Source organism: Streptomyces lucensis JCM 4490, from assembly GCF_014650035.1.
GTDB classification, from domain to species: Bacteria; Actinomycetota; Actinomycetes; order Streptomycetales; family Streptomycetaceae; genus Streptomyces; species Streptomyces lucensis.
This window is the reverse complement of record NZ_BMUE01000004.1, coordinates 1-13,724: the sequence shown is the minus strand read 5'-3', so window position 1 is coordinate 13,724 and position 13,724 is coordinate 1. Positions and strand designations below refer to the sequence as shown.

General features: G+C 73.4%; 11 protein-coding genes. 7 read left to right on the top strand and 4 right to left on the bottom strand.

Translation table 11 applies throughout. The features are described 5' to 3' along the window. The first annotated feature begins 143 nt into the window (after window positions 1-143). The 5 genes from IE177_RS11390 (at window position 144) to IE177_RS11370 (ending at window position 6,518) form a co-directional block, all read left to right on the top strand. A complete protein-coding gene (locus IE177_RS11390) occupies window positions 144-3,188 on the top strand; it encodes an FAD-binding and (Fe-S)-binding domain-containing protein (RefSeq protein WP_190015145.1) in 3,045 nt (1,014 codons plus the stop codon). Between the two features lie 12 nt (window positions 3,189-3,200). Continuing rightward, window positions 3,201-4,310, top strand: a complete 1,110-nt coding sequence (locus tag IE177_RS11385) for an enolase C-terminal domain-like protein (protein ID WP_190015144.1) — start codon at window positions 3,201-3,203, stop codon at window positions 4,308-4,310. A gap of 71 nt (window positions 4,311-4,381) precedes the next feature. Then, the gene (locus IE177_RS11380; RefSeq protein ID WP_190015143.1) at window positions 4,382-5,392 is read left to right on the top strand and encodes an SDR family oxidoreductase; all 1,011 of its coding nucleotides are present in this window, start codon (window positions 4,382-4,384) and stop codon (window positions 5,390-5,392) included. Window positions 5,393-5,401: 9 nt separating this feature from the next. Then, the gene (locus IE177_RS11375; protein ID WP_190015142.1) at window positions 5,402-5,902 is read left to right on the top strand and encodes a metallophosphoesterase family protein; all 501 of its coding nucleotides are present in this window, start codon (window positions 5,402-5,404) and stop codon (window positions 5,900-5,902) included. Between the two features lie 25 nt (window positions 5,903-5,927). After that, on the top strand, window positions 5,928-6,518 hold the full coding sequence (locus IE177_RS11370; RefSeq protein WP_190015141.1) for a GNAT family N-acetyltransferase: 591 nt from the start codon (window positions 5,928-5,930) through the stop codon (window positions 6,516-6,518). A gap of 21 nt (window positions 6,519-6,539) precedes the next feature. Here the strand turns inward: IE177_RS11370 and IE177_RS11365 are convergent, their stop codons facing one another. Continuing rightward, a complete protein-coding gene (locus IE177_RS11365) occupies window positions 6,540-7,646 on the bottom strand; it encodes an XdhC family protein (protein WP_190015140.1) in 1,107 nt (368 codons plus the stop codon). Window positions 7,647-7,838: 192 nt separating this feature from the next. On the opposite strand from IE177_RS11365, the gene IE177_RS11360 reads away from it, so the two are divergent. Then, window positions 7,839-9,875, top strand: coding sequence for an elongation factor G (locus IE177_RS11360; RefSeq protein WP_190015139.1), 2,037 nt, complete (start codon window positions 7,839-7,841; stop codon window positions 9,873-9,875). Between the two features lie 56 nt (window positions 9,876-9,931). Here the strand turns inward: IE177_RS11360 and IE177_RS11355 are convergent, their stop codons facing one another. Beyond that, window positions 9,932-11,194 (bottom strand): YncE family protein, encoded by a 1,263-nt coding sequence (locus tag IE177_RS11355; RefSeq protein ID WP_190015138.1) that lies wholly within the window; start codon window positions 11,192-11,194, stop codon window positions 9,932-9,934. Window positions 11,195-11,388: 194 nt separating this feature from the next. On the opposite strand from IE177_RS11355, the gene IE177_RS11350 reads away from it, so the two are divergent. Beyond that, window positions 11,389-12,414, top strand: coding sequence for an alcohol dehydrogenase (locus IE177_RS11350; RefSeq protein ID WP_190015137.1), 1,026 nt, complete (start codon window positions 11,389-11,391; stop codon window positions 12,412-12,414). Between the two features lie 31 nt (window positions 12,415-12,445). Here the strand turns inward: IE177_RS11350 and IE177_RS11345 are convergent, their stop codons facing one another. Both IE177_RS11345 and IE177_RS11340 read right to left on the bottom strand, forming a co-directional pair. After that, on the bottom strand, window positions 12,446-12,781 hold the full coding sequence (locus IE177_RS11345; RefSeq protein ID WP_190015136.1) for a hypothetical protein: 336 nt from the start codon (window positions 12,779-12,781) through the stop codon (window positions 12,446-12,448). Beyond that, window positions 12,778-13,724: cytochrome c oxidase subunit I (locus IE177_RS11340; RefSeq protein WP_190015135.1), on the bottom strand; the 947-nt coding region annotated here is incomplete at its 5' end. The genes IE177_RS11340 and IE177_RS11345, both read right to left, overlap by 4 nt.

Genomic DNA, 13,724 nt, shown 5'->3' with positions numbered 1-13,724 from the left:
GAACCGTCAGCCCGAACTGTCCAGGTAAAACTGTTCAGTCTTACCTGACGGATTCCCGGGTACTCGCCGTTTCCGGACCACACGACCGGCCGGTGAACTCCGCACGCCGGGGAAGCGCCCGCCGGGGAAGCCAAGGAGCGCAGATGACCCCTCCGGACATGTCCGGCCTGGAGGCTGCTCTCCGCGCCGAGGTGGACGGCGAAGTCCGCTTCGACGCGGGCAGCCGAGGCGCCTACGCGACGGACGGATCGAACTACCGGCAGCTCCCGCTGGGCGTCGTCGTCCCCCGCACCGTGGAGGCCGGCGCCCGCGCCGTGGCGGTGTGCGCGCGCTTCGACGCCCCGGTGCTGTCCCGCGGCGGCGGCACCAGCCTGGCCGGGCAGTCGACCAACACCGCCGTGGTGATCGACTGGACCAAGTACTGCACCGACGTGCTCTCCGTCGACCCCGAACGACGCACCTGCGTGGTCGAGCCCGGCATCGTCCTCGACGAACTCAACCGGCGACTCGCCCCGCACCGGCTCCAGTTCGGGCCCAAGCCGTCCACGCACAGCCACTGCGCCCTCGGCGGCATGATCGGCAACAACTCCTGCGGCGCGTCCGCCCAGGCCTACGGCAAGACCGTGGACAACGTCCGGCGGCTGGAGATCCTCACCTACGACGGGCAGCGGGCCTGGGTCGGCCCCACCCCGCCCGACGAGCGCGCCCGCATCGTCGCCGGCGGCGGACGGCTCGCCGAGATCTACGCCGGCCTCGACCGCATTGCCACCGAGTACCTGGCCGACATCCGCCGCGGCTACCCGAAGATCCCGCGGCGGGTCTCCGGCTACAACCTCGACTCCCTGCTGCCCGAGAACGGCTTCGACGTCGCGAGGGCGCTCGTCGGCAGCGAGGGCACCCTGGTCACCGTCCTGCGCGCCGAACTCGACCTCGTGCCCGTCCCGGCATACCAGTCGCTGCTGGTCCTCGGCTACGAGGACATCTGCGCCGCCGCCGACGACGTGTCCCGGCTGCTGGAGCACTGCTCGCCCAGCCAGCTGGAGGCCCTGGACGGGCGCATGGCCCAGCTGATGCGCGAGGAGGGCGCCTACCTCGACTCCCTCGACGTCCTGCCCGAGGGCGACAGCTGGCTCATGGTGCAGTACAGCGGCGACAGCCAGGAGGACGTCGACGGGCAGGCGCACGCGCTGCTGCGCGCCATCGGCCGTGACGAGAAGGACCCGAACGTCGCCTTCTCCGACGACCCCGAACGCGAGCAGAAGATGCTCAAGGCCCGCGAGGCGGGCCTCGGCGTGACCGCGCGCCCGCCGGACGACCGGGAGACCTGGGAGGGCTGGGAGGACTCCGCCGTACCGCCCGAGCGGCTCGGCGACTACCTGCGGGACCTGAAGCGGCTCTTCGAGGAGTTCGGCTACGACCACCCGTCCCTGTACGGGCACTTCGGGCAGGGCTGCGTCCACACCCGCATCCCCTTCGGGCTCAGGACCGCCGAGGGAGTCGCCGCCTTCCGCCGGTTCGTCGAGCGCGCCGCCGACCTCGTCGCCTCCTACGGCGGCTCCCTGTCCGGTGAGCACGGCGACGGCCAGTCCCGGGGCGAGCTGCTCACCCGGATGTTCGACGCGCGGCTCGTCGCCGCCTTCGGCGAGCTGAAGGCCCTCTTCGACCCCGGGGACCGGATGAACCCCGGCAAGGTCGTCCACCCCAACCCGGTCGACGGACAGCTGCGGCTCGGCCCCTCCTGGCGGCCCGCCACCCCCGCGACCCACTTCGGCTTCCCCGAGGACGAGCACTCCTTCAACCGCGCCGTGATGCGCTGCGTGGGCATCGGAAACTGCCGCAGCCACTCCGGCGGCGTGATGTGCCCCTCGTACCGGGCCACCATGGAGGAGGAGCACTCCACCCGGGGCCGGGCCCGGCTGCTGTTCGAGATGCTCGACGGCCACGCGGACTCCGCCGTCGAGGACGGCTGGCACTCCACCGCCGTCCACGACGCGCTCGACCTTTGCCTGGCATGCAAGGGCTGCAAGTCGGACTGCCCGACCGGCGTCGACATGGCCACGCTCAAGGCGGAGTTCCTCTCCCACCACTTCGAGGGCCGCCTGCGTCCCGCCGCCCACTACTCCATGGGCTGGCTGCCGGTGTGGGCCCGGCTGTCCCGCCTCGCCCCCGCCCCGGTCAACGCGGCGCTCCGCGCGCCCGGTCTGGGCCGCCTGGGCAAGCGGCTGGCCGGCGTCGACGGAGCCCGGCAGGCACCCGTGTTCGCCGGGCAGTCCTTCCAGCAGTGGTGGCGGCGGCGGGAGTCCGGGGAACCCGAACCGGCCGACCCGCGCACCGTCCTGCTGTGGCCCGACACCTTCACCGGCTCCTTCCACCCCTCGATCGCGAAGTCGGCCGTACGGGTCCTGGAGGACGCCGGCTTCCGGGTCGCCGTCCCCACCGAGCCGGTGTGCTGCGGCCTGACCTGGATCTCCACCGGGCAACTCCCCGCCGCCAAGAAGGTGCTGCGCCGCACCCTCGACGTGCTGCGGCCCTACCTGGAGGCCGGCACCCCGGTCATCGGCCTCGAACCGTCCTGCACCGCCGTCTTCCGCGCCGACGCCCCCGAACTCCTGCCCGGCGACCAGGACGTGCGGCGACTGGCCGGGCAGGTCCGCACCTTCGCCGAACAGCTCGTGCACCACGCGCCCGACGGCTGGCGGCCCCCGCAACTCGCCCGCGGGGCCGTCGTGCAGACCCACTGCCACCAGCACGCCGTCATGAAGTTCGACGCCGACCGGGAACTGATGCGCCGCGCCCACCTCGACGCCGAGGTCCTCGACGAGGGCTGCTGCGGTCTGGCCGGCAACTTCGGCTTCGAACGCGGCCACCACGAGGTCTCCATGGCCGTCGGCGAACAGGGCGTCCTGCCCGCCGTCCGGGGAGCCGCCCCGGACAGCCTCGTCCTCGCCGACGGCTTCAGCTGCCGCACCCAGATCGAGGAGGGCGGCACCGGCCGCCGCGCCCTGCACCTCGCCGAGGTCCTGGCCCTCGCCCTCGACGGCAACCTGCCCTCCGACCACCCCGAACGCCTGGCCGACCGGCCGCCCGAGCCCTCCCGCACCGCCCGCTGGGCGACGACCGCCTCCGCCGCCGCCCTCGTCGCGGCCGCCGGCGCCGGCGCGGTCCGCGCCCTGCGGCGACGGACCTGAGGAGGCGGCGCCATGACCGATCTGCCGGCCGTGGAGGCCGTGGACACCGCCGTCTACACCGTGCCCACCGACAGCCCCGAGGCCGACGGCACCCTCGCCTGGGACGCGACCACCCTCGTCCTGGTCACCGTCCGCGGCGCGGGCACCACCGGCCTCGGCTACACCTACGCGCCCGCCGCCACCGCCCACATCGTCCGCGAACTGCTCGCCAGCACCGTCACCGGCCTGCCGGCGTGCGACGTGCCGCGCGCCAACGAGCGCATGTGCCGGGCCGTGCGCAACGCCGGACTGCCCGGCGTCTGCGCCCAGGCGATCGCCGCTGTCGACATCGCCCTGTGGGACCTCAAGGCCCGCCTGCTCGGCCTGCCCCTCGTCCGGCTGCTGGGCAACGCCCGCGACGACGTGCCCGTCTACGGCAGCGGCGGATTCACCACCTACGACGCCGAGCGCCAGGACCGGCAACTGCGCGGCTGGGCCGAGGAACAGGGCATCCCCCGCGTCAAGATCAAGATCGGGGAGTCCCGGGGCACCCGCCAGACCCGCGACCTGGAACGGGTCGCCCGCGCGCGGGCGAGCGTCGGCGACACCGCCGAGCTGTACGTGGACGCCAACGGCGCCTACACCGCGGGGCAGGCCGTACGCCTCGCCGGCCCGCTCGCCGGCCACGGGGTGACCTGGTTCGAGGAACCCGTGTCCTCCGACCACCTCGCCGCCCTCGCCGGCGTCCGCGACCGGGTCCCGATGGACGTCACCGCCGGAGAGTACGGCTACACGCTGCCCTACTTCGAGCACATGCTGGCCGCCGGGGCCGTCGACTGCCTCCAGGCCGACGTCACCCGGTGCGGCGGCATCACCGTCTGGCTGCGCGCCGCCGCGCTCGCCCACGCGCGCGGGACGGACGTCTCCGGGCACTGCGCGCCCCACGCGCACGCCCACGTGGCCGCCGCCGTGCCCAACCTGCGCCACCTCGAGTGGTTCCACGACCACGTCCGCATCGAACGGCTGCTGTTCGACGGGGTCCTCGACCCCGGCGGCGGCAGCGTCACCCCGGGCGCCGACGGGGCACCCGGACTGGGCCTCAGCCTCGCCGCCGAGCGGGCCGAGCCCTACCGGGTCGGATGAGCCGTCACGTGCCGGGTCCCGCCGCGCCCGATGCCGAGTCACCGCCCTGGATCCCGAAGAAGGAGAGGAACATGCCCCTCACCGTCGTCATCACCGGCGCCAGCGCCGGAATCGGCCGCGCCACCGCCCGCCTGTACGCCCGGCGCGGCGCGGACGTCGTGCTGGTCGCGCGCGGCGAGGGCGGCCTGGAGGCGGCGGCCGACGAGGTGGCCGCACTCGGCGGGCGCCCCCTGGTCCGCCCCGCCGACGTGGCCGACCCGGCCCAGGTCGAAGCCGTCGCCGAGGCGGCCGAGAAGGAGCTGGGGCCCATCGACGTATGGATCAACTGCGCCTTCTCCAGCGTGTTCGCGCCGTTCGACGAGATCACCCCCGAGGAGTTCGAGCGGACCACCCAGGTGACCTACCTCGGTTTCGTCAACGGCACCCGCTCCGCACTCACACGCATGCTGCCCCGCGACCGCGGCACGATCGTGCAGGTCGGCTCGGCACTCGGCGAACGGTCCATCCCGCTGCAGTCGGCCTACTGCGGCGCCAAGCACGCCATCAACGGCTTCACCTCCTCCCTGCGCACGGAGCTGCTGCACCGCGGCAGCAACGTCCACGTCACCGTCGCCCAGATGCCGGGCGTCAACACCCCGCAGTTCACCTGGGTGCGCTCCCGGCTGTCCCGGCACCCGATGCCGGTGCCGCCCGTCTACCAGCCCGAGGTGGCCGCGCGCGGCGTGCTGTACGCGGCCGACCATCCCCGCCGCAAGCAGTACTACGTCGGCGGCACCACCGTGGCCACCCTGTGGGCGAACCGCTTCGCCCCCGCCCTGCTCGACCGCTACCTGGCCCGCACCGGCTTCGGCTCCCAGCAGGACGACGGCCGCCCGCCGACCGGCCTGGACAACCTCTTCGAGCCGGTCGACCGGCGACCCGCCGACGACCAGGGCGCCCACGGCGCCTTCGACGACAGCGCCCACGCCCGCTCCTGGCAGGAGACCCTGGTCCGGCACCCCGCCGCCACCGCCCTCGGCGCGGGCGCCGCCGTGCTGGGCGCCGTGAGCGGCATCCGCCGGCTGACCTCGCGGGCCGCGTAGGGTGACGGCGTGCGCCTCCTGCTGATGTCCGACACGCACCTGCCGAAGCGCGCCAAGCGGCTCCCGGAGCAGCTGCTCGCCGAACTCCCCCGCGCGGACGTCGTGTTCCACGCGGGGGACTGGGTGGACACCGCGACCCTGGACCTGCTGGAGAGCCGCAGCCGGCGGCTGGTCGCCGTGTACGGCAACAACGACGGGCCCGAGTTGCGCGCCCGGCTCCCCGAGGTGGCCCACGCCGAGCTGGGCGGCCTGCGCTTCGGCGTCGTCCACGAGACGGGCCCCGCCCAGGGCCGCGAGGCCCGCTGCGCCGCCCGCTTCCCCGAACTCGACGTCCTCGTCTTCGGGCACAGCCACATCCCTTGGGACACCACCGCCCCGGGCGGCCTGCGCCTGCTCAACCCCGGCTCACCGACCGACCGGCGGCGCCAGCCCCACTGCACCTACCTCACCGCGACGGTCGCCGACGCGGCGCTCACCGACGTGACCCTGCACCGGCTGCCGCCACGGTAGCCGCGGGCCGTGCGAGGATGCCGGGATGATCTCCAGCCCCGGCATACCCGACGCCGTACCCGCGGGCCGCATGGCCGGCAGTGACCAGCCCGTCCTCGAACTGCCGGGAGAGCTGCTGCTGCGGCCCTGGCGGGCGGACGACGCCGGCGCGCTGCTCGCCGCCGGGCAGGACCCCGCGATCCGGCGATGGAACCTGTTCGCCGTCGCCGACCACGCCGAGGCCCGCACCCGGATCGCCCGCATGCACGAGCGGTGGCGGGCCGAGACCGGCGCCGTGTGGGCCGTCGCGCGGCCGGACGGCCCGGCCACCGGGCTCATCGGACTGAACGACGTCGACCTGGCGGGCGGCGCCGCCGAACTCGTCTACTGGCTGCTGCCCGGGGCGCGTGGCGGCGGCACGGCCGTCGCGGCCACGCGGCGGCTCGCCCGGTGGGCCCTGGACGACCTGGGCCTGCACCGGCTGCGGCTGTGCCACTCGACGGGCAACCTGGCGTCCTGCCGGGTGGCCGAGAAGGCCGGATTCACGTTCGAGGGCACCCAGCGCGGCGCCCTGCTGCACGCCGACGGCTGGCACGACCAGCACCTGCACGCGCGCGTGGCCGGCGACCCCGAGTAGCGGACGGACCCGTCGCGGTCCTCAGGGCACCGGCCGCGGATGGACCGCCCCACTCGTCGCGCTCAGCGGCGCCCCGCTGCCGCCCCACCGCAGCGCGACGATCTCCGCCGCCACCGACACCGCCACCTCCTGCGGTGTACGGGCCCCGAGATCAAGGCCGATCGGGGAGCGCAGCCGCGCCAGCTCCGGGCCCACGAGGCCCGCGTCGACCAGCCGGCGCAGCCGGTCCTCGTGGGTGCGCCGGCTGCCCATCGCCCCGATGTAGGCCGCCGGCCGGCGCAGCGCCTCGCACAGCAGCGGGACGTCGAACCTGGGGTCGTGGGTCAGGACGCAGATCACCGTGCGCTCGTCGGTGCGGGTGCCGCGCAGGTACCGGTGCGGCCAGTCCGCGACGACCTCGGCGCCGTCCGGGAACCGGTGGGGCGCGGCGAACACCGGGCGGGCGTCGCACACGGTGACCCGGTAGCCGAGGAAGTCACCGATCCGGGCCACGGCCGCCGCGTGGTCGACGGCGCCGAACACCAGCATGCGCGGTGGTGGCGCGAAAGACTGCAGGAACACCGAGACGGCGTCCTCGCGCCGCTCACCGCCGGGCCCGTATTGCCTCAGCTCGGTGGCGCCGGGGGCGAGTCCTCCGCGCGCGTCGGCGGCCACCGCCGCGTCGAGACCGCGTGACCCGAGCCCGCCGGCCACCGTCGCGGACCACACCGCGAGGGTGGAGCCGCGTGGCGCGGGTCCGTCGGTCACCGTCGCCACGGTGACCGGCTCGCCGCCCATGACCGACGCGGCGACCGCGCCGAACAATGGGTCCCGGGCAGCGGTGACGGGCCGTACCAGGACGGTGATCTCGCCGCCGCAGGTGAGCCCGGCCGCGAACGGGTCCTCGTCGTTGCAGCCGTACGTCTCCAGCCGGGCCTCGCCGCTCGTGACGGCCTCCCGGGCGAGCTCGAACACCGCGCTCTCCACACAGCCCCCGGACACGCTGCCGACGACCTCGCCGTCCGGGCCGACCGCCATCGCGGCGCCGGGCCCGCGCGGCGCGCTGCGGCTGACGGCGACGACCGTGGCCAGCCCGAACGGGATCCGGGCGGCGTACCAGCGCTCCAGCTCGGCGCACATCTCACGCATGGTCCGCTCCTCGGTTCACCTGTCGCGCGTTCCCGGGCCCCACGTAGTTGAAGATTAATCCGTTGGTCCGGAGACCGCCGTTCTGCTGCACTGCTCCCGTCGAGTTCCCGAGAGAGCCAGGAGCGATCATGCGCGCACCGTCCATGTCCGTCCCGGTATCCATGACCCGCTCTCACAAGGACATGACACTCAGTGCACTTGCTCAACCTGGGAATCCTCGCGCACGTCGACGCGGGTAAGACGAGCCTGACCGAACGGCTGCTGCACACGGCCGGAGTGATCGACGAGATCGGCAGCGTCGACGCCGGCAGCACCACCACCGACACCCTCGCGCTGGAGCGGCGGCGCGGCATCACCATCAAGTCCGCCGTCGTCTCCTTCCCGCTCGGCGGCGTCACCGTCAACCTCATCGACACCCCCGGCCACCCGGACTTCATCGCCGAGGTCGAGCGGGTGCTCGGGGTCCTCGACGGCGCCGTCCTCGTCGTCTCGGCCGTGGAAGGCGTCCAGGCGCAGACCCGGGTGCTGATGCGGACCCTGCGGCGGCTGCGCATCCCCACGCTGGTCTTCGTCAACAAGATCGACCGGCGCGGCGCCCGGGACGACGCCGTGCTCCGCGAGATGGCGCGCAGGCTGGCCGTGCCGCTCGTCCCCATGGGACGCACCGCCGCCCTCGGCACCCGGGACGCCCGCTTCGTCCCCGCGCTCGGTCCGGCCGCGCTGGACACCCTCGCCGGCCACGACGACGACCTGCTCGCCGCCTTCCTGGACGGCGGTGTGCCCGACGGCCGCCTGTGCACCGCGCTCGCGTCCCAGACCCGGCGGGCGGCCGTCCATCCGGTGTACTTCGGCTCCGCCGTCACGGGCGCCGGGGTGCCCGAGCTGACCGCCGGCATCGAGCGCCTGCTGCCCGTCGCCGACGGCGACCCGGACGGCCCGCTCGCGGCCACGGTCTTCAAGGTGGAGCGCGGCCCGGCGGGGGAGAAGGTGGCCTACGCCCGGATCCGGTCCGGCACCCTGCGCGTCCGGGACCGCGTCCCGTTCGGGCCCGGCCGGGCCGGGGACCCGGCCGGCGGCCGGCCGGAGCGGAGCCGGGCCGCCGACGGCCGCGAGGAGGGCCGGGTCACGGCCCTCGGCGTCTTCGACGGCGGCGCCGACGACCGGCGGGACAGCGCCGGCGCGGGCCGGATCGTGAAGGTGTGGGGCCTGGGCGGCATCCGGGTCGGCGACGCGCTCGGCACGCCGGGGACGGCGTACGAGCACCACTTCGCGCCGCCCACCCTGGAGACCGTCGTCGTCCCCGGCCCCGGAGCGGACCGGCGAGCGCTGCACCTCGCGCTCACCCAGCTCGCCGAACAGGACCCGCTCATCGGCGTGCGCCACGACGCGGTGCGCGAGGAGACGTCGGTCTCCCTCTACGGCGAGGTGCAGAAGGAGGTCGTCCAGGCGACCCTCGCCGACGAGTACGGCCTGGACGTCACCTTCCGCGAGACGACCACCCTGTGCGTCGAACGGCCGGCCGGCACCGGATGCGCCGTGGAGTTCAACAAGAAGGACGCCAATCCGTTCCTGGCCACGGTGGGCCTGCGCGTCGACCCGGCACCGCCCGGCTCGGGCGTGGGGTTCCGGCTGGAGGTGGAGCTGGGCTCGATGCCCTACGCCTTCTTCCAGGCCGTCGAGGACACCGTCCGCGAGACCCTGGGCCAGGGACTGCACGGCTGGCGGGTCACCGACTGCACGGTCACCATGACCCATGCCGGCTACTCGCCCCGGCAGAGCCACGCCCACCAGGGCTTCGACAAGAGCATGTCGAGCACCGGCCACGACTTCCGCGGCCTGACCCCGCTGGTGCTGGCCCAGGCGCTGCGCCGGGCCGGCAGCCTGGTGCACGAACCGGTGCACGGCTTCCGCCTGGACGCGCCCGCGGACACGCTCGGCGCGCTGCTGCCGGTGCTCGCCCGGCTGGGCGCCGTACCGGAGTCCACCGCCGTCCAGGGCACGCACTGTGTGCTCCAGGGCACGGTGCCGGCCGCCCGGGTCCACGAGCTGGGGCAGCGGCTGCCGGGTCTGACCCGGGGCGAGGGCGAGCTGGAGTCGGCCTTCGACCACTACGCGCCGGTCACCCGCGGGCCGGTCCCCGAGCGGCCGCGCACCGACCTCAACCCGCTGAACCGGAAGGAGTACCTGCTGGGGCTGACGCGCCGGGCGGGGGACCGCACGGCCGGCTGACCGCGGCTGCCCGTACGGTCTCCGGGCACGGGGGCGCCCCGGAGACCGCAGGTCGCCTAACCCCCGTTCGGGCCCGGCCAGCCGGCCTGCACGTGCCCCAGCCGGACGCGCTGCGGATGGTCGCCGACCGGGACGGACGTCACCTTCCGGCCCGTGGCGAAGTCGATCGCCGTCACCTGGTCGGCGCCGCTCTCGGAGACGACGCAGTCCTTGCCGTCGCCGCTGACCGTCGCCCAGTACGGCTTGGAGGCCGGGACCGCCGGGCCCTCCTGGAGCGTGGCGCGGTCGACGACGGTGGCGTAGTCGTCCATGGTGCCCGCGACGCACAGCTTCGTGCCCTGCGGGTTCATGGACAGACCGTGGTGGCGCGAGTCGTTGACCCAGGTGGTGCGGTCCTCGCTGGTCGCCGGGTTCTTCGGCAGGGTCTTCAGCCGGGTGATCCGGTCGCCGGCGACGTCGTACTCCAGGAAGCCGTTGAAGAACGACACCTGGAAGTAGAGCTTGGACTCGTCGGGGGTGAAGACCGCCGGACGCACCGCGTCGGAGAAGTCCCCGAGCCCGAACGCGTCCAGCCGCCGGCGCATGTCGATGACCTTGACCTGCTTGTACGTCGTCGCGTCCACGACCGTGATGTGCCGGTCGCCCTTGGTCCAGTCCCAGCCCGGACCGTCCAGCGCGGTGTTGACGTCCCCGATGGACATGTTCCAGATGTACTTGCCGTCCCTGGTGAAGATGTTCTCGTGCGGCTTGTCGCCGGTCGCGAACGAGCCCAGCTGTCTTCCGGTGGCGATGTCGAGCACGTGCACGGTGTTCGCTGTGGAGGCGGACACCGCCACCCGGGTGCCGTCCGGGGAGACCGCCATGTGGTCGGCGCGGTAACCGGACACGGCGAAACGCCAGTTGACCCTGCCGGTGGCCAGGTCGAGCGAGACGACGTCCGCGAAGCTCGGCCTGGACACCACGACCGACCGGCCGTCCGGGGTGGAGTACATGTCGTCGGCGAACTGGTCGTGTCCCTCACCGACGCCGTTGCGGATGGCCTGGAAGTAGATCCACCTGACGGGGTCGGCGTTGATCTCCGCCATCCGCTGGGCCCTGTCGGGTACGACGTCGATCCGGCCCACCTTGGCGAAGTCGCCGGATGACTCGATGACGTCGGCGGTGCCGTCCCAGTTGTTGCCGACGAACAGCACCTCGCGCAGTCCGCCGGAGGCGGCCGGCGCGGCGGAGGCGGTGGAGGCCGCGGTGGCCGGGCCGGCGACGGCCAGGACGAGGGCGGCGGCCATGGAGCAAAGGTGCCTGGTTCTGGGGGCAGGCATGACTGCTCTCTTTCCTCGTGGGGGATGTGGACACGTGCGCGCTCACAGTGAACTTACTGAAAAGTAAGGAAAGGGCCGACCGCCCGACAAGATGTGTGCACGACAAGACTGGAGGCCGTTCTCGCCGCGCGGGATCGGCGGGGAGCTGGTCTGCTGGTGCGGGGGACCGTCGTACTCGTTCCGCGGAGAGACAGATGACTGCCTACCGAGTCGCGCAGGTGACGGCCGCCCGAGGCGCCTTCGAGCTGACCGAGCGGGAGGTGCCGCGGCCCGGGCCCCGCCACGTCAGGATCGCCGTGGAGGCGTGCGGGATCTGCCACAGCGACGCCCTCTTCGTGGACGGCGCGCTGCCGGGCGTCACCTTTCCGGTGGTCCCCGGGCACGAGATCGCCGGGCGCGTGGAGGAACTGGGCGAGGGCACGGAGGACTGGGGGTACCGGACGGGCGACCGGGTGGCGGTCGGCTGGTTCGGCGGCAGCTGCGGCCACTGCACGCCCTGCCGCCAGGGCGACTTCATCGTCTGCGCCGACCTCAAGGTCCCCGGATGGACCTACGACGGAGGCTTCGCCGACAAGGTGATCGCTCCCGTCGACGCCCTGGCCCGCATCCCCGACGCGCTCGCGGCGACCGACGCGGGACCGCTGGCCTGCGCGGGCGTGACCACGTTCAACGGGCTGCGACGAAGCCGCGCCGAGCCGGGCGACCGGGTCGCGGTGCTGGGCATCGGCGGCCTCGGCCACCTCGGGGTGCGGTACGCGGCCGCCATGGGCTTCGAGACCGTGGCGATCGCCCGGGGCGCCGAGAAGGCCGACTTCGCCAGGCAACTCGGCGCCCACCACTACGTCGACAGCACGTCCGGCACCCCGGTCGCCGAGGCCCTGCGGTCACTCGGCGGTGTCCAGGTCGTGCTGGCCACCGCCGGCAACTCCGAGGCCATCACGGCCACCGTCGAAGGTCTCGCGCCCCGCGGCGAACTGGTGGTCATCGGCGCCGCCCCCGAGCCGATGGCCGTCAGCCCGGTCCAGCTGCTCATGAGCGGCCGTATCGTCCGCGGCCACCCGTCCGGCACCGCGCAGGACGTGGAGGACACCATGGCGTTCAGCGCCCTGCACGGCATCCGCCCGATGACCGAGACCGTCCCGCTCGGCGAAGCCGCCGAGGCCTACCAGAGGATGCTCTCGGGCCGGGCCCGCTTCCGGATGGTGCTGACCACCGGCTGACACGGCCGGGCCGCACACTCCGAAGACGCGTTCAGACGGCGGCCAGGGCCAGCAGGCCCGTCGCCGCCAGCAGGGCGCAGCCCAGCACGCAGCAGGCCACCAGCCGGTGGCGCAGCGCCCGGTACCGCCCTGCGTAGTCCTGCCGCAGCTCCTCGGCGCGCTCGGCGGTGCGCCGCCACGAGGCGCGGGCCAGTGCCAGGTACTCCTCCTCGAACCGCCCCTCCAGTTCGTGGCGTTGGGTGTCGGTGAGCCAGCCCAGACGTGCGGTCAGCCGGGCGGCCGCCGCACGGCCCTCCTCGCGTGCGGCGGCGAGCAGCAGGTGACCCTCGATCTCCTGGACCAGCGTCCGGGTCTCGTCGGCGCTCATCGTGCGGTCAACTCCCCTTCGCGCAGCGGTGCCGGCGGGTGGTGCAGGTCGAACGCGGGGGACTCGCTGCGGATCGGCGGCAGGGCGGCGAAGTTGTGCCTGGGCGGCGGGCAGGAGGTGGCCCACTCCAGCGAGCGGCCGTAGCCCCACGGGTCGTCCACGCCGACCGACTCGCCGTACTTGGCCGTCTTCCAGACGTTGTAGAAGAAGGGGAGCAGCGACGAACCGAGCAGGAAGGAGAAGACGGAGGAGACGGTGTTGAGCGTCGTGAACCCCTCGGCCGCCAGGTAGTCGGGGATCCTGCGCTGCATGCCCTCGGCGCCCAGCCAGTGCTGGACGAGGAAGGTGCCGTGGAAGCCGGTGAACAGCGTCCAGAAGGTGATCTTGCCCAGGCGCTCGTCGAGCATCTTGCCCGTCATCTTCGGCCACCAGAAGTGGAAGCCGGAGAACATCGCGAAGACGACCGTGCCGAAGACGACGTAGTGGAAGTGCGCCACCACGAAGTACGAGTCGGAAATGTGGAAGTCCAGCGGCGGCGAGGCGAGCATGACGCCGGTCAGCCCTCCGAAGACGAACGTGACGAGGAACCCCATCACCCAGAGCATCGGGGTCTCGAAGGACAGCGAGCCCTTCCACATGGTGCCGATCCAGTTGAAGAACTTCACACCGGTCGGGACCGCGATCAGGAAGGTCATGAAGGAGAAGAACGGCAGCAGCACGCCGCCGGTGACGTACATGTGGTGGGCCCACACGGTCACGGACAGGCCGGCGATGGCGATGGTCGCGGCGATCAGGCCCATGTAGCCGAACATCGGCTTTCGGGAGAACACCGGGATCACTTCGCTGATGATGCCGAAGAACGGCAGGGCGATGATGTACACCTCCGGATGGCCGAAGAACCAGAAGAGGTGTTGCCACAGCAGTGCGCCGCCGTTGGTCGCGT